General features: G+C 71.6%; 23 protein-coding genes. 5 read left to right on the forward strand and 18 right to left on the reverse strand.

Features of this window, described 5'->3' with window-relative positions:
• Window positions 1–122 precede the first annotated feature (122 nt).
• Complete coding sequence (locus ACWD4B_RS08650) at window positions 123–626, forward strand: peptidylprolyl isomerase (protein ID WP_451420105.1); 504 nt, start codon at window positions 123–125, stop codon at window positions 624–626.
• Between the two features lie 211 nt (window positions 627–837).
• Window positions 838–2,067, forward strand: coding sequence for a DUF349 domain-containing protein (locus ACWD4B_RS08655; protein ID WP_451420106.1), 1,230 nt, complete (start codon window positions 838–840; stop codon window positions 2,065–2,067).
• Between the two features lie 60 nt (window positions 2,068–2,127).
• On the opposite strand, the gene ACWD4B_RS08660 is transcribed toward ACWD4B_RS08655, so the two are convergent.
• The 12 genes from ACWD4B_RS08660 to ACWD4B_RS08715 form a co-directional block, all read right to left on the reverse strand.
• Window positions 2,128–4,641, reverse strand: a complete 2,514-nt coding sequence (locus ACWD4B_RS08660; RefSeq protein WP_451420107.1) for a RelA/SpoT family protein — start codon at window positions 4,639–4,641, stop codon at window positions 2,128–2,130.
• Between the two features lie 165 nt (window positions 4,642–4,806).
• Complete coding sequence (locus ACWD4B_RS08665; protein ID WP_451420108.1) at window positions 4,807–5,373, reverse strand: adenine phosphoribosyltransferase; 567 nt, start codon at window positions 5,371–5,373, stop codon at window positions 4,807–4,809.
• Entirely contained in the window at window positions 5,370–6,503 is a 1,134-nt protein-coding gene (gene secF / locus ACWD4B_RS08670) for a protein translocase subunit SecF (protein ID WP_451420109.1), read from the reverse strand. Before secF ends, ACWD4B_RS08665 begins: the two co-directional genes overlap by 4 nt.
• A gap of 1 nt (window position 6,504) precedes the next feature.
• On the reverse strand, window positions 6,505–8,271 hold the full coding sequence (gene secD, locus ACWD4B_RS08675) for a protein translocase subunit SecD (protein WP_451420110.1): 1,767 nt from the start codon (window positions 8,269–8,271) through the stop codon (window positions 6,505–6,507).
• Between the two features lie 151 nt (window positions 8,272–8,422).
• Entirely contained in the window at window positions 8,423–8,941 is a 519-nt protein-coding gene (gene yajC, locus ACWD4B_RS08680) for a preprotein translocase subunit YajC (protein WP_336414350.1), read from the reverse strand.
• 166 nt (window positions 8,942–9,107) lie between these two features.
• A complete protein-coding gene (gene ruvB, locus ACWD4B_RS08685; protein WP_451420111.1) occupies window positions 9,108–10,199 on the reverse strand; it encodes a Holliday junction branch migration DNA helicase RuvB in 1,092 nt (363 codons plus the stop codon).
• 137 nt (window positions 10,200–10,336) lie between these two features.
• Window positions 10,337–10,963: a Holliday junction branch migration protein RuvA gene (gene ruvA / locus ACWD4B_RS08690; RefSeq protein ID WP_451420112.1), complete on the reverse strand. Its 627-nt coding sequence runs from the start codon at window positions 10,961–10,963 to the stop codon at window positions 10,337–10,339.
• Complete coding sequence (gene ruvC / locus ACWD4B_RS08695) at window positions 10,960–11,508, reverse strand: crossover junction endodeoxyribonuclease RuvC (protein ID WP_336414394.1); 549 nt, start codon at window positions 11,506–11,508, stop codon at window positions 10,960–10,962. Before ruvC ends, ruvA begins: the two co-directional genes overlap by 4 nt.
• 144 nt (window positions 11,509–11,652) lie before the next feature.
• Window positions 11,653–12,405 (reverse strand): YebC/PmpR family DNA-binding transcriptional regulator, encoded by a 753-nt coding sequence (locus ACWD4B_RS08700; RefSeq protein ID WP_336414347.1) that lies wholly within the window; start codon window positions 12,403–12,405, stop codon window positions 11,653–11,655.
• Window positions 12,406–12,468: 63 nt separating this feature from the next.
• The gene (pdxT, locus tag ACWD4B_RS08705; RefSeq protein ID WP_336414346.1) at window positions 12,469–13,059 is read right to left on the reverse strand and encodes a pyridoxal 5'-phosphate synthase glutaminase subunit PdxT; all 591 of its coding nucleotides are present in this window, start codon (window positions 13,057–13,059) and stop codon (window positions 12,469–12,471) included.
• 89 nt (window positions 13,060–13,148) lie between these two features.
• A complete protein-coding gene (gene pdxS / locus ACWD4B_RS08710; protein WP_336414393.1) occupies window positions 13,149–14,060 on the reverse strand; it encodes a pyridoxal 5'-phosphate synthase lyase subunit PdxS in 912 nt (303 codons plus the stop codon).
• An 83-nt stretch (window positions 14,061–14,143) separates the two neighbouring features.
• The gene (locus ACWD4B_RS08715) at window positions 14,144–14,686 is read right to left on the reverse strand and encodes a hypothetical protein (RefSeq protein ID WP_451420113.1); all 543 of its coding nucleotides are present in this window, start codon (window positions 14,684–14,686) and stop codon (window positions 14,144–14,146) included.
• Window positions 14,687–14,857: 171 nt separating this feature from the next.
• Between ACWD4B_RS08715 and ACWD4B_RS08720 the strand changes: the two genes are divergently transcribed.
• The gene (locus ACWD4B_RS08720; RefSeq protein WP_451420114.1) at window positions 14,858–15,568 is read left to right on the forward strand and encodes a VC0807 family protein; all 711 of its coding nucleotides are present in this window, start codon (window positions 14,858–14,860) and stop codon (window positions 15,566–15,568) included.
• 12 nt (window positions 15,569–15,580) lie between these two features.
• On the opposite strand, the gene ACWD4B_RS08725 is transcribed toward ACWD4B_RS08720, so the two are convergent.
• From ACWD4B_RS08725 to pgsA, 3 genes are read right to left on the reverse strand one after another with little or no spacing between them, the layout of a single operon-like run.
• Window positions 15,581–16,741 carry a glycosyltransferase family 4 protein gene (locus tag ACWD4B_RS08725; protein WP_451420115.1) on the reverse strand — a complete coding sequence of 387 codons (1,161 nt, stop codon included), beginning with the start codon at window positions 16,739–16,741 and terminating at the stop codon, window positions 15,581–15,583.
• A complete protein-coding gene (locus tag ACWD4B_RS08730; RefSeq protein WP_451420116.1) occupies window positions 16,738–17,697 on the reverse strand; it encodes a phosphatidylinositol mannoside acyltransferase in 960 nt (319 codons plus the stop codon). The genes ACWD4B_RS08725 and ACWD4B_RS08730 overlap by 4 nt, the downstream gene beginning before the upstream one ends.
• A complete protein-coding gene (gene pgsA, locus ACWD4B_RS08735) occupies window positions 17,694–18,356 on the reverse strand; it encodes a phosphatidylinositol phosphate synthase (protein WP_451420117.1) in 663 nt (220 codons plus the stop codon). Before pgsA ends, ACWD4B_RS08730 begins: the two co-directional genes overlap by 4 nt.
• 231 nt (window positions 18,357–18,587) lie before the next feature.
• Between pgsA and ACWD4B_RS08740 the strand changes: the two genes are divergently transcribed.
• Window positions 18,588–20,795, forward strand: a complete 2,208-nt coding sequence (locus tag ACWD4B_RS08740) for an elongation factor G-like protein EF-G2 (RefSeq protein WP_451420118.1) — start codon at window positions 18,588–18,590, stop codon at window positions 20,793–20,795.
• Window positions 20,796–20,963: 168 nt separating this feature from the next.
• Entirely contained in the window at window positions 20,964–22,619 is a 1,656-nt protein-coding gene (locus ACWD4B_RS08745) for a hypothetical protein (protein WP_451420119.1), read from the forward strand.
• A 28-nt stretch (window positions 22,620–22,647) separates the two neighbouring features.
• Here the strand turns inward: ACWD4B_RS08745 and ACWD4B_RS08750 are convergent, their stop codons facing one another.
• The 3 genes from ACWD4B_RS08750 to ACWD4B_RS08760 all read right to left on the reverse strand — a co-directional run bounded on the left by ACWD4B_RS08750 (window position 22,648) and on the right by ACWD4B_RS08760 (window position 25,383).
• A complete protein-coding gene (locus ACWD4B_RS08750) occupies window positions 22,648–23,895 on the reverse strand; it encodes a YVTN family beta-propeller repeat protein (protein WP_451420120.1) in 1,248 nt (415 codons plus the stop codon).
• Window positions 23,892–24,692 (reverse strand): polysaccharide deacetylase family protein, encoded by an 801-nt coding sequence (locus ACWD4B_RS08755; RefSeq protein WP_451420121.1) that lies wholly within the window; start codon window positions 24,690–24,692, stop codon window positions 23,892–23,894. Before ACWD4B_RS08755 ends, ACWD4B_RS08750 begins: the two co-directional genes overlap by 4 nt.
• A 130-nt stretch (window positions 24,693–24,822) precedes the next feature.
• On the reverse strand, window positions 24,823–25,383 hold the full coding sequence (locus tag ACWD4B_RS08760; protein ID WP_451420122.1) for an HIT family protein: 561 nt from the start codon (window positions 25,381–25,383) through the stop codon (window positions 24,823–24,825).
• Window positions 25,384–25,412: the final 29 nt, after the last annotated feature.

Raw genomic sequence — 25,412 nt, forward strand, 5'->3', positions numbered from 1 at the left:
CGGCGGACGCCTCGCCCTCCGCGAAGCCGGACCCGTGCGCCAAGCCGGCGCCGGGCTCGCCCTCCACGAAGACGTGGAAGTCCGAGCCGGACATGAGCATCGACAAGTCGGCGTCGTACGCGATGAAGCTGAACACGACCTGCGGCGCCATCGACGTCAAGCTCGACGCCGAGAACGCCCCGCACACGGTCAACTCGTTCAACTTCCTCGCCGGCGAGGGCTTCTTCGACCACTCCAAGTGCCACCGCCTGACCACCGGCGGGATCTACGTCCTGCAGTGCGGCGACCCCAAGGGCACCGGCCAGGGCGGCCCGGGCTACACGCTGCCCGACGAGAACCTCAAGGACGCGAAGCTCAAGGGCAAGGTCTACCCGGCGGGCACGGTCGCGATGGCGAACCAGTACAACGCGCAGACCGGACAGGGCCGCAACACGGGCGGCAGCCAGTTCTTCCTGGTCTACCAGGACAGTCCGCTGCCTCCCGACTACACGCCCTTCGGCACGATCGGCGAGGAGGGCATGAAGACCCTCAAGAAGATCGCCGGCGCCGGTGAGCAGTCGGGCGCGGGCGACGGCGCGCCGAATGCGACCGTGGTGATCGACAAGGCGTCCGTGACCAAGTCCTGATGCGCGGAAGGCGAAATTTCGGTCGCGCGGGATACGGACAGCCGGGCCGCCGTTCGCCTATGTTGGCGTTGTGTAGGGTGCCTGCTCCGACGGCTGCCCGCACCCAGATGATCAAGCCGTCGGACCGGTCGGGGCGCGGCCCCGTCCGGAACAACTGTGGACGATGCGCGAGGGCCGCACGCCGGCCCCGGCATCATGTGGAGGAGGCGCTGTGAGCAGCGACCCGTGGGGCCGCGTCGATGAGACGGGGACCGTGTACGTGCGTACCGCCGACGGTGAGAAGGTCGTCGGCTCGTGGCAGGCGGGTTCCCCGGAGGAGGCTCTCGCTTACTTCGAGCGCAAGTACGACGGCCTGGTCGTCGAGATCGGCCTCCTCGAGCGACGGGTCAGGACCACCGACCTGTCGGCCAAGGACGCGATGACCGCCGTCGAGCACCTGCGCACCCAGGTCGACGAGCACCACGCCGTCGGTGATCTGGCCGCGCTGCGCGAGCGGCTGGACGCCCTCGTCGCGGTCGTCGACTCGCGCCGCGAGGAGCGCAAGGCGGCGAAGGCGAAGCAGTCCGAGGAAGCCCGTACGGCCAAGGAGACGCTGGTCGCCGAGGCCGAGGAGCTGGCGGCCAGCGAGCAGTGGCGGTCGGCCGGCGAGCGGCTGCGCGCCCTGGTCGACACCTGGAAGGGCCTGCCGCGGCTGGACCGCAAGACGGACGACGAGCTGTGGCACCGTTTCTCGCACGCCCGCTCGGCGTTCTCCAAGCGGCGCAAGGCGCACTTCGCCTCGCTGGACGCGCAGCGCGAGGACGCCCGCAAGGCCAAGGAGAAGCTGGTCGCCGAGGCCGAGGCGCTCTCGGGTTCCACGGACTGGGGCCCCACGGCCGCCCGTTACCGCGAGCTGATGCAGGACTGGAAGGCCGCGGGCCGCGCCCAGCGCGAGGCCGAGGACGAGCTGTGGGCCCGCTTCCGCGGTGCCCAGGACGTCTTCTTCCAGGCCCGCAGCGGGGTCTTCGCCGAGCGCGACGCCGAGCAGGCCGGCAACCTCACGCTCAAGGAGGAGCTGGCCGCCGAGGCCGAGAAGCTGCTCCCCGTCACGGACCTGAAGGGGGCGCGGGCCGCCTTCCGTTCGATCAACGAGCGCTGGGAGGCCATCGGCCACGTGCCGCGGGACGCCCGGCCGAAGATCGAGAGCCGGATGCATGCGGTCGAGCGCGCCATCCAGGACGCCGAGGAGTCGGAGTGGCGGCGCACGAACCCGGAGGCGCGGGCTCGTGCGGCCGGTCTGACCGGACAGCTCCAGGCCGCCGTCGACAAGCTCCAGGAGCAGGCCGACAAGGCGCGTGCCGCGGGCAACACCGCCAAGGCGGACAAGCTCACCAAGGAGCTGGAGGGCCGCAAGGCGCTGCTGGACCAGGCCCTGAAGGGTCTTGAGGAGTTCGGCGGCTGAGCCGTCAGCACATGAGTAAGGGGCGCCGGCCGACGACCGGCGCCCCTTACTCATGTCCGCCTACGGTCTGCGGGCCGAGGTCACGCGGTAGACGTCGTAGACGCCCTCGACACCGCGCACTGCCTTGAGGACGTGCCCGAGGTGCTTGGGGTCGCCCATCTCGAAGGTGAAGCGCGAGGTGGCCACCCGGTCGCGGGACGTCTGCACGGCCGCGGAGAGGATGTTGACGTGCTGGTCCGACAGGACGCGCGTGACGTCCGACAGCAGCCGCGACCGGTCCAGGGCCTCCACCTGGATGGCGACCAGGAAGACCGACGACTGGGTGGGCGCCCACTCGACGTCGATGATCCGCTCGGGCTGCTGGGAGAGCGAGTCGACGTTGACGCAGTCGGCGCGGTGCACGGAGATGCCGTTGCCGCGGGTGACGAAGCCGATGATGGGGTCGCCCGGGACGGGGGTGCAGCAACGGGCCAGCTTGACCCACACGTCGTCGACGCCCTTGACGACCACGCCCGGGTCCGCCGTGGAACGGCGCTTGGAGCGGGTGCGGATCGGGGCGGTCTCCTCGATGTCCTCGGTTGCCGCGTCCTCGCCGCCGAGCGCCTGGACGAGCTTCTGCACGACGCCCTGGGCGGCCACATGGCCCTCGCCAATGGCGGCGTAGAGGGAGGAAATGTCGGGGTAGCGCATCTCGTGCGCGAGGGTGACGAGCGAGTCGCCCGTCAGGATCCGCTGGATCGGCAGGTTCTGCTTGCGCATGGCCCGCGCGATGGCGTCCTTGCCCTGCTCGATGGCCTCGTCGCGGCGCTCCTTGGAGAACCAGGCGCGGATCTTGTTACGGGCGCGCGGGGACTTGACGAAGCCCAGCCAGTCGCGCGAGGGAGCGGCGCCGGGGGCCTTGGAGGTGAAGACCTCCACCAGGTCCCCGTTGTCCAGGGTCGATTCGAGCGGCACCAGGCGCCCGTTGACCCGCGCGCCTATGGTGCGGTGGCCGACCTCGGTGTGCACGGCGTAGGCGAAGTCGACCGGGGTGGCCCCCGCGGGCAGCGCTATGACGTCGCCCTTGGGCGTGAAGACGAAGACCTCGTTGCGGGAGAGGTCGAAGCGCAGGGACTCCAGGAACTCGCCCGGGTCCTCGGTCTCCTTCTGCCAGTCGAGCAACTGCCGCAGCCAGGCCATGTCGTTGACGGTGTCCTGGTTCTTGCCGGCGTGCTTGGGCACATCGGTACGGATCTTGGAGGCTCCGGCGACGGCCTCCTGCTTGTACTTCCAGTGCGCGGCGATGCCGTACTCAGCGCGGCGGTGCATGTCGAAGGTGCGGATCTGCAGCTCGACGGGCTTGCCGCTGGGCCCTATGACCGTCGTGTGCAGCGACTGGTACATGTTGAACTTGGGCATCGCGATGTAGTCCTTGAACCGCCCCGGCACCGGGTTCCAGCGGGCGTGGACGGTGCCCAGCGCCGCGTAGCAGTCGCGGACGGTGTCGACGAGGACGCGGATGCCCACCAGGTCGTAGATCTCGGCGAAGTCGCGGCCGCGCACGATCATCTTCTGGTAGACGCTGTAGTAGTGCTTCGGGCGCCCGGTGACGGTGGCCTTGATGCGGGCGGCGCGCAGGTCGGACTGCACTTCGTCGATGACGGTCGCCAGGTACTCGTCCCGCTTGGGGGCCCGCTCGGCCACCAGACGCACGATCTCGTCGTACATCTTGGGGTAGAGGATCGCGAAGGCGAGGTCCTCCAGCTCCCACTTGATGGTGTTCATGCCCAGCCGGTGCGCCAGCGGGGCGTAGATCTCCAGCGTCTCGCGGGCCTTCTTCTCCTGCTTCTCCCGCTTGAGGTAGCGCATGGTGCGCATGTTGTGCAGCCGGTCGGCGAGCTTGATGACCAGGACGCGCGGGTCCTTGGCCATGGCGACGACCATCTTGCGCACGGTCTCGGCCTGGGCGGCCTCGCCGAACTTGACCTTGTCGAGCTTGGTGACGCCGTCGACGAGCAGAGCGACCTGGTCGCCGAAGTCGCGGCGCAGGGTGTCGAGGCCGTACTCGGTGTCCTCGACGGTGTCGTGCAGCAGGCCCGCCATCAACGTGGCCGGATCCATGCCCAGTTCGGCGAGGATCGTGGTGACGGCCAGCGGGTGGGTGATGTACGGGTCGCCGCTCTTGCGCTTCTGGCCGCGGTGCCAGCGCTCGGCGACCTGGTAGGCGCGCTCGATCTGGCGCAGGGTGGCGACGTCGGCCTTCGGGTCGTTGCTGCGGACGATGCGCAGCAACGGTTCGAGCACGGGGTTGTACGGGCTCTGGCGCTGGACGCCGAGGCGGGCGAGGCGGGCGCGGACCCGGCTGGAGGAGCCGGGGCGGGGCGCGGGGCCCTGCACGGGGGCGGACCGGACCGGGGCGGGGGCCGGGCGGGCCTCGCCGACGGCGGACTTCTCGCCGCGCCCGTCCGGGGCGGGAGCCGGCGCGGACCCGTCCGCGCCCTGCGGGCGGCCCGTGGGCGTGCCCGCGGCCGCCGCGGCCTCGCGAGCCGATTTGTCCTGCTGGGCGGCGGTGAGCGGCTGGGCCTCGTCTGGCAAGAGCACTCCTCAGGGGTGTCCGGCCCCCCGATCAGGTCCGGACGTCCGGACTGCCATGGTATCGATCCCGGCCGGGGGTACGCCGCTCGCCCGGCGACCGGGGGGACGACGAAGGCGGGCACCGGGGTGCTCCCCGGTGCCCGCCTCCACATCCGTACCGGCCGGTCAGACCGTGATCAGGACCTCCAGCGGCGCGCCCTCCAGGACGGCCTCCAGACGCTGCCGGCCCGGCAGGAAGCCGAGCTCCATCAGCATGGCGACGCCCGCGACCTGGGCGCCCGCCCGGCGGATCAGCTTCAGCGAGGCCTCGGCCGTGCCGCCGGTGGCCAGGACGTCGTCGATGACGAGCACCCGGTCGCCGGGCTGCAGCGCGTCCGCGTGTATCTCTATCTCGGCCGTTCCGTACTCCAGCTCGTACGCCTGGGCCAGGGTCGCGCCGGGCAGCTTGCCCGCCTTGCGGACGGGGACGAAGCCGCGGCCGGCCCGGACGGCCACGGGGGCCGCCAGGATGAAGCCGCGGGCCTCCAGACCGACGATCTTGTCCGCCTGGAAGCGCTCGCACAGCTCGGCGAAGGCCTCGGTCAGCGCACCGAACGCGGTGGCGTCGGCGAGCAGGGGGGTGATGTCCTTGAACATCACCCCCGGCTTCGGGTAGTCGGGGACGTCGGTGATGCGGCTGAGCAGCAGGTCACGCAGCTCCTGGTCGCTGCCCTCGGGGCGGACGGCGCTCACTGGCGCCTCCCCGAGGGACGGCCGCCGCGATTGCCGCGGCTGCGGCCGCCGTCCTGGCGGCGCTGTCCGACGACACCGGCCGGGGACGCGTCCTCCGGCTCGTCGCCGTCGTCGTCATCGGCGTCCTGCAGGCCTGCGCCCTCGCCGGAGTCGGCCTTGGCGGCCGCGGCGGCACGGCGGGCGAGCACCCGCTTGGACAGGGCCCGCATCTGCGGGTCGCGCTCCTTGAGGTCGGCGACCAGCGGGGTGGCGATGAAGATCGACGAGTAGGCACCGGCCGCGAGGCCGACGAACAGGGCGAGGGAGATGTCGTTGAGCATGCCCGCGCCCAGGACGCCGCCGCCGATGAACAGCAGTCCGGCGACCGGCAGCAGGGCGACCACCGTGGTGTTGATCGAACGCACCAGGGTGCCGTTGAGGCTGCGGTTGGCGAGCTCGCTGTAGGTGAAGCGGGTCTGCTTGGTGATGCCCTTCGCGCTCTCCTTGAGACCGTCGAAGACGACGACGGTGTCGTAGAGCGAGTAACCGAGGATGGTCAGCAGACCGATCACGGTGCCCGGGGTGACCTCGAAGCCGACCAGGGCGTAGATGCCGACGGTAATGGTGAGGTCGTGGATCAGGGCGATCAGGGCGGCGAGCGCCATGCGCCACTCGAAGGCGATCGCCAGGTAGATCACCACGAGGATCATGAAGACGCCCAGGCCCGTCCAGGCCTTGTTGGCGATCTCGTCGCCCCAGCTGGGGCCGACGATGTCCGTGTTGATCTTGTTCGTCGAGACGTCCAGCTTCTTGGCCAGCGCCTCCTGGGTCTTGCGCGACTGGTCCGTGCTCAGCTCGCTGACCTGCACGCGCAGGGTGGTGTCACCGAGCTTCTGGACGGTGGCCGTGTGCCCGGAGGCGTTCTGGGCCGTCAGCCGGGCCTGCTCCGCCGAGACGGAGGTCTTGGGCGTGGTGAAGACCGCGCCGCCCTTGAACTCGATGCCCATGTTCAGGCCGCGCACCGACAGGCCGACGATGGCCGTGATGGTGATGAGGATCGAGATGCCGTACCAGATCTTCCGCTTGCCGACGAAGTCGTAGCCGACCTCGCCGCGGTAGAGCCGGGCGCCGAGAGTGCCGAGTCGCGACATCTCACGCCTCCTTCGGGTCGACGGTGGCGGAAGGACGACGGCGGGAGGCCCGCAGCGGCGGCTTGGCGCCGAGCCGCTTGGGGTCGAGCCCGGACCACGGGTGGCCGTTGGCGAAGAACTTGCGGCGGGCGAGGATCGTCATGAGCGGCTTGGTGAAGAGGAAGACCACGACGACGTCGAGCAGCGTGGTCAGACCGAGGGTGAACGCGAAGCCCTGCACCTTGCCGACGGTGACGATGAACAGCACCGCGGCGGCCAGGAAGGAGACGAAGTCCGAGACGAGGATGGTGCGGCGGGCGCGCGGCCAGCCGCGCTCCACGGCCGGACGCAGGGTGCGGCCCTCGCGGATCTCGTCACGGATGCGTTCGAAGTAGACGATGAACGAGTCGGCGGTGATGCCGATCGCCACGATGGCACCGCACACGGCCGGCAGGTTCAGCGCGAAGCCGATGGCCGGACCCAGCAGGACCATGATCGTGTAGGTGAGGACCGCCGAGCACAGGAGGCTGGCGAGGGCGACGAGCGCGAGACCGCGGTAGTACGCCACCAGGTAGATGACCACCAGGGCGAGACCGATGGCACCGGCGATCAGACCGGCCTGCAGCTGCTCACCGCCGAGTGCGGCGGTCACGGAGGTCTCGTTGACCACGTCGAACGACAGCGGCAGGGCACCGTAGGACAGCACGTTGGCCAGGTCCTGGGCGCTCTGCTGGGTGAAGTTGCCGGAGATCTCCGCCTGGCCGCCGGCGATCGAGGTGCTGACCGACGGGTCGGAGACGACCTCGCCGTCGAGGACGATCGCGAACTGGTTCTGCGGCGGCGCCTTGCTGGCGAGCTGGCCGGTGACCTCGGCGAACTTCTTGGAGCCGGCCGAGGTGAACTTCAGCTGGACGAGCCAGCCCTTGCCGGTCTGGCTGTCGAAGGCGGCGTTGGCGCTGCTGACGCCGGTGCCCTCGACGGCCACCGGGCCGAGGATCTCCTTGACCCCGCCGTCCTTGCGGCACGCGACGATGGGGTCGGTGGGCAGGGCGTTGGCCGCAGCCTTGGCCGCGTCGGAGCGGCCCTCCTTGGTGGAGCAGTCGACCGCGTCGAGCTTCTTCTGCAGGGCGGCCGTGTCCGTGGCGGACGGGCTGGGCGTGGGCGACTTCTGGTCGTTCTTCTTGCCGTCGCTCTTGCCGTCCTGCGAGGCGGAGGCGGACGGCGTCGCCGAGGGACCGGAGGCCTTCAGGGCGTCGGTGACGGCACGGCCCTGGGTGCTGGCGCTCGCGGACGGCGAGGGCGAGCCGGAGGGCTTGCTCTGGTCACCCTTGTCCTTGGCACCGCCCGAGGCGCTGGGCGTGGGCTCGGGGGCCTTGGCGCCGGAGGTCGACACCAGCACGGGCCGGAAACCGAGCTGGGCGGTGGTGCCCACCTGCTCGCGGGCCTGCTTCGCGTTCGTCCCGCGCGGGATGTTCACGATGATGTGCCGGCCGCCCTGGGTCTGGACCTCGGCCTCCGAGACACCCAGACCGTTGACACGCCGCTCGATGATGCCGACGGCGGTGTTCATGTTGGTCTGGTTGATCGCGTTGGGCCTGCCGGGCTGGTTCTTGGCCTCCAGCGTGAAGCTGGTGCCGCCCGCGAGGTCGATGCCCAGCCGCGGCGTGGTGTGCCCGGAGGCGAACATCCCCCCGGTCAGCGCCACCATGGCGATCAGGATGAAGGCCAGGACTCTGCCCGGCCTGCCCTGGCCGCCCGGGGACCTGCGGCCCTTCTTCGGTGCTGCCACCTTGTCGTTTCTCCCTGTCCAACCGCCGGGCGTCGGGTGTGCGCCGGGCGGCCACGAAGTCTTGTGGGGACGTGCCCCCGCCGGAGCCTAGACGACCGCAACGGAACCGCGGTGCACCGCTCCATGGGTGCTCCGCGGTTCCGTGACACGGCTACTTCGCGTCGGCGTCGCCGTCGCGCTTGGCGTCCTTCGTCCCCTCGGCGGACTCGCCGGGCTGGTCGGCCTTGTCGGCCGGGTTCTCGGAGCCGGCCGCAGCGGCGGTCTCCTTGCCCAGGTCGGTCTTCTTGCTCAGATCCGTCTTCTGCTCACCCTCGGCGGCCCCGGCCTCGGCCTCCTCGGTCCCGGTCAGCGAGGAGACGTCGTCCGGGACGACCGTCTCGTCGGGCTCGATGCCGTGGACGATGCGGTTGTACTCGGCGTCCTCCAGGACGGCACCGATGGAGTTCTTCGCGTAGATCGCGTGGACGCCCGGGGCGACCTCCAGGAGGACCGTGTCGTCGCTGACCTCCTTGACGGTCGCGTACATGCCGCCGATCGTCCGCACGCCGGTGCCCGGCTGCATGTGGTCGCGCATCTGCGCCGCCTGGCGCTGCTTGTTCTTGGCCGACCGGGTCATCAGGAACATGGCCCCGATGAGCACGATGAACGGCAGGAGACTCACGATATTCACGGGACGGGGTTTCCTTCACACGACCGCGATGGGGACACGGCCTGGTCTACGGGGGTGGTATGCCGCACCGATAAGGACGGCATCGGCGGAGTCTAAGCGAGTCCGCACCTATGGAACAACGCTCAGCATGGCACCGGGGTTCCTGACGGGACCAGCCCCCGCGCCGTCACCCGCCGAAGAGCGCGGACTGCCCGGGGCCTCCCGGACCCTGCTGCGGAGGCACCAGGCCCAGGTGCGCCCAGGCCGCGGGAGTGGCGACCCGGCCCCTGGGCGTACGGGCCAGCAGCCCCTCCCGCACCAGGAAGGGCTCGGCAACTTCCTCGACCGTCTCGCGCTCCTCCCCCACCGCCACCGCGAGGGTGGACAGCCCGACGGGACCGCCGCCGAAGAGCTTGAGCAGGGCGCCCAGCACGGCGCGGTCCAGCCGGTCCAGGCCGCGGGCGTCGACCTCGTAGACCTCCAGGGCCTGCGCGGCGATCTCCCGGGTGACGATGCCGTCCGCCTTGACCTGGGCGTAGTCGCGGACGCGGCGCAGCAGGCGGTTGGCGATGCGCGGGGTGCCGCGCGAGCGCCCGGCGATCTCGGCCGCACCGTCCACCGCGATCTCCACGTCGAGCAGCCGGGCCGAGCGGTGGACGACGCGCTCCAGCTCGGCGGGGGCGTAGAACTCCATGTGCCCGGTGAAGCCGAAGCGGTCGCGCAGCGGGGGCGGCAGCAGTCCGGCGCGGGTGGTGGCGCCGACGAGGGTGAAGGGCGGCAGCTCCAGCGGAATGGCCGTGGCTCCGGGGCCCTTGCCGACGACGACGTCGACGCGGAAGTCCTCCATGGCCATGTAGAGCATCTCCTCGGCGGGCCGGGACATGCGGTGGATCTCGTCGAGGAAGAGGACCTCGCCCTCGGTGAGGGAGGAGAGGATCGCGGCCAGGTCCCCGGCGTGTTGGATGGCGGGGCCGGAGGTGATGCGGATGGGGGCGCCCATCTCCGCAGCGATGATCATCGACAGGGTGGTCTTGCCGAGGCCGGGCGCACCGGAGAGCAGGACGTGATCGGCCGTGGCGCCGCGCGCGCGGGCCGCCCGCAGGACGAGGTCCAGCTGCTCGCGGACGCGCTCCTGGCCGATGAACTCGCCCAGGTCCTTGGGCCGCAGGGCGGCTTCGACGGCCTGGTCCTCCCCGTCGGCGGCGCCGCCGACGATCCGGCCGCCCGCGGCGGGCAGGCCGGTCGTGCTCGCGGGTGCGGACTCGTCGTACGGGTTCACGGGTGGGACCTCATGGTTCGTGGCGGGTCGGGGTACGGGCGGACTGCCCGGTGCACGCGATCATGCCGCACGGCACCGACGGCGCGGCGGGGCGCCCGGGCGGGCGGCGCAGTGCGGCCGGTGGGCGGCGCCATCGGTCAGCGCGCCCGGTTGAGCGTCTGCAGAGCGGCCCGCAGCAGCTGGCCGACCTGGGGCTGCGCACCCTCGGCGAGGGCGGCCTCCGCCTGCGGGGTCACGGCCGCGACCGCCTCGTCCGCCTCGCGGGTGGCATAGCCCAGGCCCACGAGCGCCGCGTGCAGCTGATCGCGCCAGCCGACGCTGACCGGCGTGCCGACGCCCGCCTGCGAGCCGCCGGAGGCGACCGGATCGCCGAGCCTGTCCTTCAGCTCCAGCAGCAGCTTCTGGGCGCCTTTCTTGCCGATGCCGGGCACGGCCGTGAGGGCCTTCTCGTCACTGGAGGCGAAGGCGCGGCGCAGTGCGTCCGGGCTGTGCACGGCGAGCATGGCCTGCGCGAGGCGGGGGCCCACGCCGCTTGCGGTCTGGAGCAGTTCGAAGGTCTGCCGCTCGTCGTCGTCGGCGAAGCCGTACAGCGTCAGGGAGTCCTCGCGGACGACGAGGGAGGTGGCGAGCCGGGCCGGCTGTCCGATCCGGAGCGCGGCCAGGGTGGCGGGCGTGCACTGAACGGCCATGCCGATGCCGCCGACCTCGACCACGGCGGTGTCGGGGGCGAGGGCCGCGACCGGCCCGGAGACGAAGGCGATCATCGGGTGCCCTTCGGGAGTCGTGCGGGAACGGTGCTGCGGTGGGCGGCGGCGATCTCCTGCAGGCGATTGGCCGCGGGCGCACGCCAGATGTGGCAGATGGCCAGCGCGAGCGCATCCGCGGCGTCGGCCGGCTTCGGCGGGGCGTCGAGCCGCAGAAGGCGCGTCACCATGGAGCCGACCTGGGCCTTGTCGGCCCGGCCGGAGCCGGTGACGGCGGCCTTGACCTCGCTGGGGGTGTGCAGCGCAACAGGCAGTCCTCGGCGGGCCGCACAGAGCATCGCCACGGCGCTGGCCTGGGCGGTGCCCATGACCGTGCGGACGTTGTGCTGGCTGAACACCCGCTCCACGGCGACGTATTCGGGCCGGTGCTCGTCGAGCCACTGCTCTATGCCGCGCTCGATGAGGACCAGGCGCTCGGCGGTGTCCGCCTCGGCCGGGGTCCTGACGACGCCGACGCCGACCATGGTCAGCCGGCGGCCGGCCGCCCCCTCGACGACCCCCACGCCGCACCGGGTCAGCCCCGGGTCCACGCCCAGCACCCGCATGGCGCCCCTCCCTTCGATCACCTGCACGCAGGCTATCGGCTGCCTCTGACAACGCCCGGTCACGCCGACGGGCCGGCGGGGAAACCACCCCGCCGGCCCGTCGGCCGAGCACAACGCACATCTATCGCACGTCTATCGCACGTCTTACGCGTCGACCTTGGCCATGACCTCGTCGGAGACGTCGAAGTTGGCGAAGACGTTCTGCACGTCGTCGCTGTCCTCGAGGGCGTCGATCAGCCGGAAGATCTTGCGCGCGCCCTCCTCGTCGAGCTCGACCTGCATGGTGGGCACGAAGTTGGCCTCGGCCGAGTCGTAGTCGATGCCGGCCTCCTGGAGCGCGGTGCGCACCGCGACCAGGTCGGTGGCCTCGCTGAGGACCTCGAAGCTCTCGCCGAGGTCGTTGACCTCCTCGGCGCCGGCGTCCAGGACCGCGCCCAGCACGTCGTCCTCGGTGAGCTCGCCCTTGGGGACGATCACGACGCCCTTGCGGTTGAACAGGTAGGACACCGAGCCCGGGTCGGCCATCGAGCCGCCGTTGCGGGTCATGGCGACACGGACGTCACCGGCGGCGCGGTTGCGGTTGTCGGTGAGGCACTCGATGAGCACCGCGACACCGTTCGGGCCGTAGCCCTCGTACATGATCGTCTCGTAGTCGGCGCCGCCGGCCTCGAGACCGCCGCCGCGCTTGACCGCGGAGTCGATGTTCTTGTTCGGGACCGACTGCTTCTTCGCCTTCTGAATGGCGTCGTAGAGCGTCGGGTTGCCCTCGATGTCGACGCCGCCCATGCGGGCCGCGACCTCGATGTTCTTGATCAGCTTCGCGAAGAGCTTGCCGCGCTTGGCGTCGATCACGGCCTTCTTGTGCTTCGTCGTAGCCCATTTAGAGTGGCCGGACATCTCGCCTGTCTCCTTCGCGTAACCAAATCAGGAACGAACGACAGAGATCCTACCGGGATCCCGTCACTGCGCTGCGCGCACCATCTCCACGAAGAGCCCGTGCACGCGGTGGTCACCGGTGAGCTCCGGATGGAAGGACGTGGCCAGGACGTTGCCCTGCCGGACGGCGACGGTGTGACCGTCGTGGGAGGCGAGCACCTCGACGTCGGCTCCGGTGGACTCGACCCACGGGGCCCGGATGAAGACGCCCTCGACGGGGCCGCCCGCTATGCCACGGACGTCGACGGCCGCCTCGAAGGACTCGTTCTGCCGGCCGAAGGCGTTGCGGCGGACGATCATGTCGATGCCGCCCAGGGTCTCCTGGTCGTCGCGGCCGTCCAGCAGCTTGTCGGCCAGCATGATCATGCCGGCGCAGGTGCCGTAGACGGGCATCCCGGAGCGGACGCGCTCGCGCAGCGGCTCCAGCATGCCGAAGATGACCGCCAGCTTGGACATGGTGGTGGACTCGCCGCCGGGGATGACCAGGCCGTCGACCTCGGCCAGTTCCTCGGGACGGCGGACCGGACGGGCCACGGCGTCCGCCGCCGCGAGGGCGACCAGGTGCTCACGGACGTCGCCCTGGAGGGCGAGAACGCCGATGGTGGGGGTGGACACGGGATACTCCCTCTTCGCTCTGCTGCCGGTGCACGTGCCGGCGGGCGGCCGCAGGGGACCCTGCGCACCGCCCACCGGGAACGGCCGTGTCACCAGCCGCGGTTGGCGTACCGCTCGGTCTCGGGGAGGGTGTCGCAGTTGATGCCGACCATGGCCTCGCCCAGGTTGCGGGAGGCGTCCGCGATGATCTTGGGGTCGTCGTAGAAGGTGGTGGCCTTCACGATGGCGGCGGCGCGCTTGGCCGGGTCGCCGGACTTGAAGATGCCGGAGCCCACGAAGACGCCCTCGGCGCCGAGCTGGCGCATCAGCGCGGCGTCGGCAGGGGTGGCCACGCCGCCGGCGGAGAACAGCACGACGGGCAGCTTGCCCAGCTCGGCGACCTCCTTGACCAGCTCGTACGGGGCGCGCAGCTCCTTGGCCGCGGCGTACAGCTCGTGGTTGTCCAGGCCGCGCAGGCGGGCGATGTCGCCCTTGATCTGGCGCAGGTGACGGACGGCCTCGACGACGTTGCCGGTACCGGCCTCGCCCTTGGAGCGGATCATGGCCGCGCCCTCGGCGATGCGGCGCAGCGCCTCACCCAGGTTGGTGGCACCGCAGACGAACGGGGTGGTGAAGGACCACTTGTCGCTGTGGTTGACCTCGTCGGCCGGGGTGAGCACCTCGGACTCGTCGATGTAGTCGACGCCGAGGGACTGCAGCACCTGGGCCTCGACGAAGTGGCCGATGCGGGACTTGGCCATGACCGGGATGGAGACGGCGCCGATGATGCCCTCGATCATGTCCGGGTCGGACATCCGGGCCACGCCGCCGTCCTTGCGGATGTCGGCGGGCACCCGCTCCAGGGCCATGACCGCGACGGCGCCGGCGTCCTCCGCGATCTTGGCCTGCTCCGGCGTGACGACGTCCATGATCACGCCGCCCTTGAGCTGCTCGGCCATGCCGCGCTTGACGCGCGCCGTGCCGGTCTCGGGAGTCTGCGGGGTGCTGGCGGTGGACACGATGTGACCTCACTAATCAAGGGCCGGTGATGCTGGCAGGTTCATCCAACCCAGTGCCCGGAAGCCGAAAAAGGGCCAATCCGAGGTCAGTGGCCTGTCCGGTCCGCCAGCGCCATGGGCGGCTCGTCGTCCATCTCGAAGGCCAGGGGGAAGGGCGCGTGGCCCGCGAGCCGGAACCAGCGCACCACCCGGTGCCGGCGCACGGCCCGCGCGGCCCGCACCGCGTCGTTGTGGAACCGGCGGGCCATCGGCACCCTGCGCACGGCCTGCGCCAGCTCCTCCAGCGACTCCTCCCCGCCGGGGGCCTCGCGCACGGCCTCCACCTGCGGCCCCTCCGTGAAGACCGCGCGCAGCGCCTGGCTCAGCTCACTCTCGGCGACCTCGCGCTGCTCCTCCTCGGCCTGCCGGGCGGCGTGCGCGGCCTGGTAGAGGAGGATCGAGGCGGCGGGATCGAGCACCCCTGCGGTGCCGAGCTCCTGGGCGACCGAGGCACGCCGCAGCAACTGGGCGTCCAGGGCCGCGCGGGCCGCGTCGATGCGGCTGTGCAGCCGGTCCAGGCGCCCGGCGGTCCAGCTCAGGTAGACGCCGACCAGGACGAGCGCGGCCGCGATCCAGATCAATGTGGTCACGCCGGGTCACAGTACCGGCCCGCCCGGCGGGGCCCGCTCCACCCGAGGGTGGAGCGGACAGGGTGGAGCCACCGGGGTTGAGGACCCACCCGTGCTCCGATCCGTCTCCACCCGGCCGGTTCCTACCGTCGAGACATCGATGCAGACGGAGGACTCGCCATGCAATCCGGTATGCAATCCCGTTCCAGGCACACGCTGTTGACCTCGCTCGGGGTCAACGTCGCCCTGCCGCTCGTGCTGTTCTACGTACTGCGCGGCGCGGGCATGGTGCAGTGGCAGGCGCTCCTGCTCAGCAGCGCCCCGCCGGCGCTCCACGCGCTCGGCGAGGCGGTGATACGGCGCCGGGTCGACCCCTTCGACATGTTCGTCCTGGTCCTGCTGCTGGTCTCCGCCGGCACGTCGGTGATCAGCGGGAGCCCGCGCGTGCTGCTGCTGAAGGACGCGGCGCTGCCCGCCGCCCTGGGCCTGTGGATCCTGAGCACGCTGACCATGGCGCGCCCCTTCGCCTTCCAGTTCGGCGGCCGGCTGCGCGGACCGGAGGCCGCCGCGGCCGCGGAGCGTGCATGGCGGGAATCGGCCGAATTCCGCGGCGCACTGCGGGGGTTGACGGCGGTGTGGGGCGGCATACAGCTGCTGGACGCTGCGCTCAACACGGTGAACGCACTGGTGCTGCCGGTGGACGTGGTGCCGCTGGTGGGCCGCATCGTCTCGCTCGGCCTGATCGGCCTGGCAGCACTGCTCAGCATCCACCGCAGCCGCAGCTTCCGGACCCGGCACGGCATACCCCTGTTCGGGGCGCGATCCGGGATATCGCGCCCCGATAGGGGCGCGGGGAACGGCGCGACCAGCCACAGCCGCCCTGCACCCGCAGAACGGCCGTGACCGGCCGAGCCCCTAATCCCGCGCGAGCCCGAACCGCGCCCGCAGCCCGGTCCGTTCATCGGTGGCGACGGAGGCCGCGCCGGCGGCCACGGTCTCGTACACGGCCAGAATGTCCGCGCCGACCGTCGTCCAGTCGAAGCGCCGCACATGCCGGCGGCCGCGCTCGCCGAGCTCCGCCCGGCGGTCGGGGTCGCCCAGCAGCCGCACGGCCGCCGCGGCCAGCGCATCCGCGTCCTCGTTGGCGAACAGCTCGCCCGCCGCCCCCTGGTCCAGGACCTGGGCGAAGGCGTCGAGGTCGCTGGCGAGGACGGGCGCGCCCGCCGACATGGCCTCGACCAGGATGATGCCGAAGGACTCGCCTCCGGTGTTGGGCGCCACGTACAGGTCGACGCTGCGCAGCAGCCGCGCCTTGTCCTCGTCGCTGACCATGCCGAGGAACTCGACGTTGCCGCGCATCTCCGGCGGCAGGCCGGCGACGGCCTCCTCCTCGTTGCCGCGCCCGGCGACGAGGAGCCGGGTGCCGGGGCGCTCCGCGAGGATCCCGGGCAAGGCACGCATCAGGACGGGCAGGCCCTTGCGGGGCTCGTCGATGCGGCCGATGAAGCCGATGGTCCCGCCCTGCCACTCCGGCCGCGGCTCGGCGGAGGCGAAGAAGCCGACGTCGACGCCGTTGGGGATGACCACCGCGTCACCCCCGAGGTGCTCCACCAGCGTCCTGCGGGCGTACTCGCTCACCGCGATCCGGGCGCTGATCTTCTCCAGTGCCGGCTGGAGGATGGGATAGGCCGCGATCATCGCGCGCGAGCGCGGATTGGAGGTGTGGAAGGTCGCCACGATCGGGCCCTGGGCGGCCCAGCAGGAGAGCAGGCCCAGCGACGGGGTGGCCGGCTCGTGGATGTGGATGACGTCGAAGTCGCCCTCGTGCAGCCAGCGGCGCACCCGCGCGGCCGAGAGGAAGCCGAAGTTCAGCCGGGCCACCGAGCCGTTGTACGGCACGGGCACGGCCCGTCCGGCCGAGACGACGAAGGGCGGCAGCGGGGTCTCGTCGTCGGCGGGCGCGAGCACCGAGACCTCGTGGCCCAGCCGGATCAGGTGCTCGGCGAGGTCCCTGATGTGGAACTGGACGCCGCCGGGGACGTCCCAGGAGTAGGGGCAGACGATCCCGATCCTCAAGGCTTCTCCGTTCCGGAGCTTCCGGAGCCCTCCGGTTGCGCGGGGCTCGTGTCGGGGCGGGGTTCGGCGGGCCGCTCGAGGTCGGCGAGCCACAGCCGCTGGAGCATGTGCCAGTCCTGCGGGTGCGCGGCGATGCCGGAGGCGAAGGCGTCGGCCATCTCCTGGGTCAGCATCGCGGCCTTCTCGGCGCGGGTGCCGGTCGCCGGCACCTCCAGGGGCGCGTGGACGCGGCCCTTCTGCACCGGCGTGCGGTCGTACCAGAGCGTCACCGGCAGCAGCAGGGCGCCGGTCTGCACGGCCAGCATGGCGGGTCCGGCGGGCATCTTGGTGGCCTCGCCGAAGAAGGAGACCTCCATCCCGGAGGAGGACAGATCACGGTCGGCGACCAGGCAGACCACCCCGCCGGAGCGCAGCCGCCGGGCGAGCGTGCCGAAGGCGCTGCCGCCGGAGTGCGGCAGGACCTCCATGCCCAGCCCCTCGCGGTAGGCGACGAACCGGTCGTAGAGGGTCTCGGGCTTGAGCCGCTCGGCGACGGTGGTGAAGGGCACCCCGAGCCGGGTGGTGAGCCAGGCGCCGGCGAGGTCGTAGTTGCCCATGTGGGGCAGCGCCAGCACCACGCCCCGCCCGGAGGCCAGGGCCTCCTCCAGGTGGTGCACGTCCTCGGGGTCGAAGCCGGTGCGGATGCGGTCCTTGCTCCACGACGGCAGCCGGAAGGACTCCATCCAGTAGCGCATGTAGGAGCGCATGCCCTCCCGGGACAGCCGGGCGAGCTCCTCCGGTCCCGCGTCGGGGACCACCCGGGCGAGATTGGACTCCAGGCGCAGCACGCCCTTGCCGCGCCGCCGCCAGGCCACGTCGGCGATCTGCCGGCCCAGCACGGTGGCGACGGGCTCGGGGAGCGTCCTGACCGTGGTCCACCCGAGTCCGTACAGCGCGTCGGTCAGCTGTTCCCTCACCCGGCGCCGCCCTGGCCCGCCGTCACGGACGCGTCGGCCTCGGCGGCCTCGCGGCGCACGGTCACCACCCGCTGGACGAGCGTGACCAGGCTGCCGACGGCCACCAGCCACAGGGCGATGGGCAGCAGGATCTGGATGTGCGGGACGCCGAAGGCGTGCAGCCCGGAGAGGCCGCAGGCGACCAGCGAGACGACGAGCCGCTCGGCGCGCTCGACCAGGCCGTTGACGTTCACCGGCAGGCCGATGCTCTCGCCGCGGGCCTTGGTGTACGAGACCACCTGGCCGCTGGCCAGGCAGAAGATGGCCACCGCGCACAGCGCGAGGTCGTCGCCGCGCCCGGCGTACCAGAGGGCCAGGCCACCGAAGATCGCCGAGTCGGCGACCCGGTCGAGGGTGGAGTCGAGGAAGGCGCCCCAGCGGCTGGAGCGGCCGAGCTGACGGGCCATGTTGCCGTCGACGAGGTCCGAGAAGACGAACAGGGTGATGACGATCGTGCCCCAGAAGAACTCGCCCCTGGGGTAGAAGGCCAGCGCGCCCGCCACCACACCACCGGTACCGACGAGGGTCACCGCGTCGGGGCTCACGCCCAGTCGGATGAGCAGCGCGGCGAACGGCGTGAGAACACGCGTGAAGAACGCACGCGCGTACTTGTTCAGCATGGCCTTCCCGGAGGGTCGTATGCGGGCCGGATGGTCGGAAGGCCACCGGCTGGCCCATCGTAGCCAGGCCGCCGGAACCCGCCGCGCACACCACCCCCGCTGCGCCCGCCGGGGCGGAGGGCGATTGCCGGCCACTCAAACGGTTGCGCCCCCGTGTGCGACGTATGGACGCAGCGTGACCACGGTGGAAAGCTCGAAGGACCGCAGGTGTCGACCGGAGAGGCGAGACACATGGGCGAAAAGACGAATGCGCATCCAGGGGCCGCCGGCAGGGCAGTGACGGCCGACCGGCCGCAGAACATCCGCAACGTGGTGCTGGTCGGCCACAGTGGGTCCGGGAAGACGACCCTGGTGGAGGCGCTGGCCCTGACCACCGGCGCCGTCAACCGGGCCGGCCGGGTCGAGGACGGCGCCTCGCTCTCGGACCACGACGAGATCGAGCACCGCCAGCAGCGCTCGGTGCAGCTGTCCCTGGTCCCCGTCGAATGGGCCGGGATCAAGATCAACGTGTTGGACACACCCGGCTATGCCGACTTCGTCGGCGAGCTGAGGGCCGGTCTGCGGGCTGCGGACGCGGCCCTCTTCGTCGTCTCGGCCGCGGAGGGCGCCGAGGGCATCGCCGGGGCCACCCGCATGGTGTGGGAGGAGTGCGCGGCCGTGGGCATGCCCCGCGCGATCGTGCTGACCCACCTGGAGGCCGCACGGGCGGACTTCGAGCAGCTCACGGAGACCTGCCGCGCAGCCTTCGGAGGGGACTCCCCCGACGGCGTGCTCCCGCTCTATCTCCCGTTGCGCGGGCCGGAGGGCCCCGACGGGCACCGTCCGGTCACCGGGCTCGTCGGTCTGCTCTCGCAGCGGGTCTTCGACTACTCCGGCGGCGAGCGCACCGAGTCCGCGCCCTCCGCCGACCAGCTGCCGCTGATCGAGGAGGCGCGCAACCGGCTCATCGAGGGGATCATCGCCGAGAGCGAGGACGAGACCCTCATGGACCGCTACCTCGGCGGCGAGGAGATCGACGTCAAGACCCTCGTCGAGGACCTCGAACGGGCCGTGGCCCGGGGCAGTTTCCACCCCGTGCTCGCCGCCGCCCCGGCGGCCGAGGGCGCCCGCCAGGGCCTGGGCACGGTGGAGCTCCTGGAGCTGGTCACCGGCGGCTTCCCGACCCCGCTGGAGCGCGAGGCGCCGGCCGTCACCACGCCGGAGGGCACCTCGCGCCCGCCGCTGTGCTGCGACCCGGAGGGTCCGCTCGCCGCCGAGGTCGTCAAGACCGCCTCCGACCCCTACGTCGGGCGCCTCTCCCTGGTCCGGGTCTTCTCCGGCACCCTGCGCCCCGACGAGACCGTGCACGTCTCCGGGCACGGCCTGGAGGACCGCGGGCACGAGAGCCACGACGTCGACGAGCGCGTCGGCGCGCTCTCCTCCCCGTTCGGCAAGCAGCAGCGCCAGCTCGCCCAGGCCATCGCCGGCGATCTGGCGTGCGTCGCCAAGCTCACCCGTGCCGAGACGGGCGACACCCTCTCGGCCAAGGGCGATCCGCTGCTGATGGAGCCCTGGCTGATGCCCGACCCGCTGCTGCCCGTGGCCATCCAGGCGCACAGCAAGGCGGACGAGGACAAGCTCTCCCAGGGCCTGGCCCGGCTCGTCGCCGAGGACCCCACCATGCGGCTGGAGCAGAACCAGGACACCCACCAGGTGGTCCTGTGGTGCCTGGGCGAGGCCCACCGGGACGTCGCCCTGGAGCGGCTGCGCACGCGCTACGGCGTGCAGGTCGACGTCGTCCCGCACAAGGTGTCCCTGCGCGAGACCTTCGGCGGCAGGGCCGCCGGCCGCGGCCGGCACGTCAAACAGTCCGGCGGCCACGGCCAGTTCGCGATCTGCGAGATCGAGGTCGAGCCGCTGCCCGGCGGCTCCGGCATCGAGTTCGTCGACAAGGTCGTGGGCGGCGCGGTGCCCCGGCAGTTCATCCCCTCCGTGGAGAAGGGCGTACGGGCCCAGGCCGCCCGCGGGGTGGCCGCCGGCTATCCGCTCGTCGACGTCCGGGTCACCCTCCTCGACGGCAAGGCGCACTCGGTGGACTCCTCCGACGCCGCCTTCCAGACCGCCGGTGCCCTGGCCCTGCGCGAGGCGGCCGCCGAGACCCGCATCCACCTCCTGGAACCGGTCGCCGAACTCCGGGTCCTGGTCGCCGACGACTTCGTCGGCGCGATCATGAGCGATCTGTCCGGACGGCGCGGACGCGTCGTCGGCACCGAGCAGTCCGGCGCGGGCCGCACCCTGGTGCGCGCCGAGGTGCCCGAGATCGAGATCGGCCGCTACGCCGTGGACCTGCGCTCCCTCTCGCACGGCACCGGGCGGTTCAGCCGCGGCTACGCCCGGCACGAGCCGATGCCGCCTCAGCTGGCGGACCGCATCCGCGAACAGGCGGAAAACGGGGCATAGTTGACAAGCCGCCCGTCCCAACTCGGCCAGGACGGGCGGCTTTCCGATCTCCGGCGACAGCCGGCACCCCGCACCACTACGCTGAGCATGCGGCCCATGACACAGAACACGGGCCGGGGGGTCGGGAGCAGGCCGGAGCACCGGACGCGCGCGGCATTGGGGGCGTAAGTGGCAGGGGATGCGTTCGACTTCAGCCCGGGGGCACAGATCCCGGTCGCCGGCGGCGCCGGACAGACCGCCGCCACCCAGGCACTGGCCTCGGCCGCCTACCGCGACGGCCCGGTGGACGAACTCCTCAAAGCCAATTCGGACTGGGCCACTTCCGAGGTCAAACCGCCCCGCATCTCCCTCTTCGAGCCCAACCTGGGCGAGGCCTTCGCCCGCGCCGTGCAGAACCGGATGCTCGCCGGCGGCCGCAAGCCGCTCATCCAGTCCTTCGGGCTCGAACCCCAGGTCATCGTCGAGCACTGCCTGGCCGCCTCCCGCATCCGCAAGGAGCGCGACGCCCGGCTGACCCTGATCATGGTCCTGTTCGGGCTGCTCTTCCTGCCCGGCGTCCTGCTCTGGCTCGGCGCCTTCCAGCTCCGCCGCACCCTCGCCGGATCCCAGGACAAGCGCGCCGGCGCGCTGGGCGTGGCCCTGTTCGGCGTGCTCGGCCTGGCCATCGTCGTCCTCTTCGTCAAACTGCCCTTCACCGGCTTCTGGTACATCTACCTGCGCGCCATGCTCGTCGCCCCCGTGATCGGCGGTCTCTGGGCGCAGCAGATCTGCGAGCACACCGCCAAGGACCTCCGCGAGCGCTGGACGGGCCTGCTCGACGGCGGCGGCATCGGCGCCAAGATCCCCGAGGCCGTGCCCTCCACCCCCGGCGAGAGCGCCGCCGAACAGCTCCGCCAGAACCTCGAACGCCTCGCCGCCGAGCAGCACAGCAACGTCGTCTTCTACGCCGGCCCCAAGGGCATACTCGGCATGGGCACCCGCTGGGGCAGCTGGCAGCTCGCCGAGGATCTCGTCCCCCTCGACCCCGGCAAGGACATCAACCCCTTCCGCAGCTGGGACATCGTCCGCGCCATCCACGACCAGCTCAAGCTGCTCGAACGCACCCCCATCAACACCGGTGGCCTCACCGCCCCCGACGTCGAGCACTGGGTGGTCTCCCCCATCGGCGAGGGCGCCGGCGCCGTCTCCCGCCCCGCCGGCACCGACTCGGCCACGTACCAGATAAGGGGTCCCCGGCTCCAGGAGATCTGCGACAAGCAGCACTTCGGCAGCGGCGACCGGCACTACCTGGGCGTCCAGTTCGTGCTCTGGGACGGCCAGTTGGTCATCACCCTGCTCATCAACGTCACCGTGCTGCACAAGACACTGCGCATCGAGGCCACCGGCCACGCCCTCGGCCCCACGCACGCGGTCTTCAACGGCCGCCCCAAGAGCCGGACCCGGACCTTCCGCAAGGCCCTCAAGTTCTGGGAGACCCGGGAGCTCACCCTGCGCGTCGTCGAGCCCCGCGAGGTCGTCCGCCTCTCCGTGCGCGCCCCGCTCACCTGGTACCCGCCGCTCCTGGAGTACTGGGGCGGCAAGCTCGTCCTCCCCGAGCCGTTCGGGCTGCGCCACGCGTGGGCCGACAAGCCGTGGCGGCACCGCTTCATGGCCGACGACGCCCTGCGCGCGGCCACTCCCGTGCTGCGCGTGGTGCATCAGGCCGCGCTGCGTGTCCTCGCCGAAAACGGCGTGAACACCGAGAAGTTCGGCAACCGGGCCAACACGCTCAGCGGTGCGATCCAGGACCCGACACCGCGTCAGGCCGACGTCTACAACGCGTGACCCGCGCCCCTTTCGGGGCGCGGCAGCCTCACCTGAAGATCCCCGTGTGTCCCAGCGAATAGCGACCCGGCTGGGGGTAGAAGGCCAGTCCGTGCGGCCCCGCCCCCACCGGGATGCGGGCGATCTGGTGACCGTCGTTGGTGTCGATCACGTACACCTCGCTGTTGTAACGCCCCGACAGCCACAGCTCCTTGCCGTCCGCCGACACCCCGCCCATATCCGGGCTGCCGCCGTCCGGCAGCTCCCACTTCTTCACCAGCTTGCGGGTGGCCAGATCCAGCACCGAGATCGAGCCCTCGCCCCGGTTCGAGATGTACATCGACTTCGAGTCCCGGCTCACGTACAGGCCGTGCGCCCCCTTGCCCGTCGGCATCAGCCAGGGCTCGGTGAACTTGTCGCCGTCCAGCACCCACACCCCGTCGGCCATCATGTCCGCGACGTACCAGGTCTTCCCGTCCGAGGCGATCTTCACGTCCTGCGGCATCGCCCCGTCGAACGGCAGCTTCTGCTGGCCGATCACCTTCATCCGGGCCGTGTCCACCTTCAGCAGTTCACCGGAGAACTCGCAGGAGACGATGAAGTACCGCCCGTCCGGCGAGAAGTCGGCGTGATTGACCCCCAGGCAGCTCACCGGCTCGGTCTTCATCCGCTTCATCGTGTGGGCGTCCCGGAACACCAGCTCGCGGTCCATCGACGCCATCACCACCGCGTACTTGCCGTCCGGGGTGAAATAGAGGTTGTAGGGGTCGTGGACGTCGACCGGCTTGCCCGCCTTCCCCGTTGCCGGGTCGATCGGGGTGAGCGTGTGGCCGCGGTCGTTGTTGACCCACAGCGTCTTCAGGTCCCACGACGGCACCACGTGCTGCGGCTGGTTGCCGACCGGGATCGTCTCGATGACCTTGTACGTCTTGGGGTCGATCACGCTGACCGTGTCCGACTCGGTGTTGGGCACGTACACCCGGGACGGAAAGTTCCGCACCACCGGCGACAGAGCGTTCGGCCGGTCCGCCGCGTACACGTCGTTCGGGTCCAGCAGCGGCGGCATCCCCGGCAGCCCCTGCGGCACCCCCCGCGCCGCCCCCTGGCCGTGCCCGCCCGGATGCGTCTGCCGTGCGGCCGGCCCCTCCTTGCCGCTGCTGCCCCCGCCGCAGCCGGCGACGGCCGCCAGAACGAGGCAGAGGGACGCCGCCAGCACGGCGGGGCGGCGCAGCGGACGCGAACGGACCGGACGGAAGGGGTGGCGAGGACCGGGACGAACGGGCGAGAACGGGATCATCGGGTCAGCAGCTCCGTAGTCGTCACCGCACGCAGACCGCGGCGGTGGAGGCCGTCGAGGATCGCGGGCAGCGCGGCGACCGTGCCGGGATGCCCGAAGTGCAGACTCACCACCGACCCGGGCCGCACCGCATTCAGCACGGTACGCCGGACCGCCTCGGCGCCGGGGTCGGTGAAGTCGAGGGAGTCCACGTCGTACGACAGGACGTGCGGGTAACCGGCCTTTCGCGCCAGCTGGGCCACCTGGTCGGTGGCCCGCCGCGCCCGGGACGGCCGGAACCAGCGGCCGATGCCGCCCGTGAGCCGGCGCAGCCGGTCGGCGCACTCGGTGATCTCGGCGTAGGCGGCCTTCGCGCCCATCGAGCAGATGCTGAGATGGCGCATGGTGTGATTGCCCAGCTCGTGCCCGCCGTCGAGCACCCGGCGGGCCATCTGGGGCTGGGCGTCCAGCCAGTCGCCGACCGCCAGCACGGTCACCCGGGCCCCGGCCCGCTCCACCTCGGAGAGCAGGGCGAGGGCCGACTTCGCATCACCGCGGCCGTGGAACGTCAGGGCGACGCCGTGCCCCTGCCGCGGACCGTGCTCGATCTGGGCGGGCAGCCCGGCCGGCAGCCGGGGCAGTACGGGCGGCGCGCCCGGCGGTACGGACACCCGGGGCTTCGCCGCGGGCGGGCGGGAGGGCTGCGCGCGGGGCGGTGCCCCGTCCCCGGTGCAGCCGGAGGCACCCGCCCCGGCCGCTCCGGCGAGGGCGCCGCCTGCGGCTGCGCGCAGCACGGTGCGACGGTGAAGAAAAGTCACCGTCCCATTAGAGCTTCTTTAGTAGGAATCGGGGTGGTTTACCCGATTTACCCCGTTCCGTGTCCTCCCGGAGAGGCCGGTACAGCCGAATAGCCGGTTTACCGGTTTACCGGTTTACCGGTTTACCGGTCTATACGGTCGGCCAGACGTCGGCGAGCATCTTCCGGGTGTCCGCGAGCAGTTGCGGCAGCACCTTGGTGTGCCCGACGACGGGCATGAAGTTGGTGTCCCCGCCCCAGCGGGGAACGATGTGCTGGTGCAGGTGGGCGGCGATGCCGGCGCCGGCGGTCGCCCCCTGGTTCATGCCGATGTTGAAGCCGTGGGCCCCGGAGGCGGCGCGCAGCGCCCGCATGGCGCGCTTGGTGAACTCGGCCAGCTCGGCGGTCTCGGCCTCGTCCAGGTCGGTGTAGTCGGCCACGTGCCGGAACGGGACGACCATGCAGTGACCGCCGTTGTACGGGTAGAGGTTGAGCACGGCGTAGACGCGCTCGCCCCGCGCGATGATCAGCCCGTCCTCGTCGCTCTTGGCCGGGATCGAGCAGAACGGGCAGCCGTCGTCCGCGCCCGTACCCGTGGGCTTGTTCTCCCCCTGGATGTACGCCATCCGATGGGGCGTCCACAGACGCTGGAAGGCGTCGGGAGCGCCGACTCCGAACTGCTGCTCCGGCTCACTCGTCATGCTGAGAAGCATATTCCCCGGCGGGGACGCGCCGAGGGGCG

The sequence above is a fragment of the Streptomyces sp. NPDC002536 genome (assembly GCF_053594995.1).

Coding starts and splice junctions, on each gene's coding strand:
- ruvA (WP_451420112.1), bottom strand. CDS start 10,963: ATGATCGCCTTCGTCTCCGGGCCGGTCGCGGCCCTCGCCCCCGACACC.
- ACWD4B_RS08750 (WP_451420120.1), bottom strand. CDS start 23,895: ATGATCCCGTTCTCGCCCGTTCGTCCCGGTCCTCGCCACCCCTTCCGT.
- ACWD4B_RS08720 (WP_451420114.1), top strand. CDS start 14,858: ATGCAATCCCGTTCCAGGCACACGCTGTTGACCTCGCTCGGGGTCAAC.
- ACWD4B_RS08700 (WP_336414347.1), bottom strand. CDS start 12,405: ATGTCCGGCCACTCTAAATGGGCTACGACGAAGCACAAGAAGGCCGTG.
- ACWD4B_RS08740 (WP_451420118.1), top strand. CDS start 18,588: ATGGGCGAAAAGACGAATGCGCATCCAGGGGCCGCCGGCAGGGCAGTG.
- ruvC (WP_336414394.1), bottom strand. CDS start 11,508: ATGCGGGTGCTGGGCGTGGACCCGGGGCTGACCCGGTGCGGCGTGGGG.
- ACWD4B_RS08650 (WP_451420105.1), top strand. CDS start 123: ATGAAGCTGAACACGACCTGCGGCGCCATCGACGTCAAGCTCGACGCC.
- ACWD4B_RS08760 (WP_451420122.1), bottom strand. CDS start 25,383: ATGCTTCTCAGCATGACGAGTGAGCCGGAGCAGCAGTTCGGAGTCGGC.
- pgsA (WP_451420117.1), bottom strand. CDS start 18,356: ATGCTGAACAAGTACGCGCGTGCGTTCTTCACGCGTGTTCTCACGCCG.
- secF (WP_451420109.1), bottom strand. CDS start 6,503: ATGTCGCGACTCGGCACTCTCGGCGCCCGGCTCTACCGCGGCGAGGTC.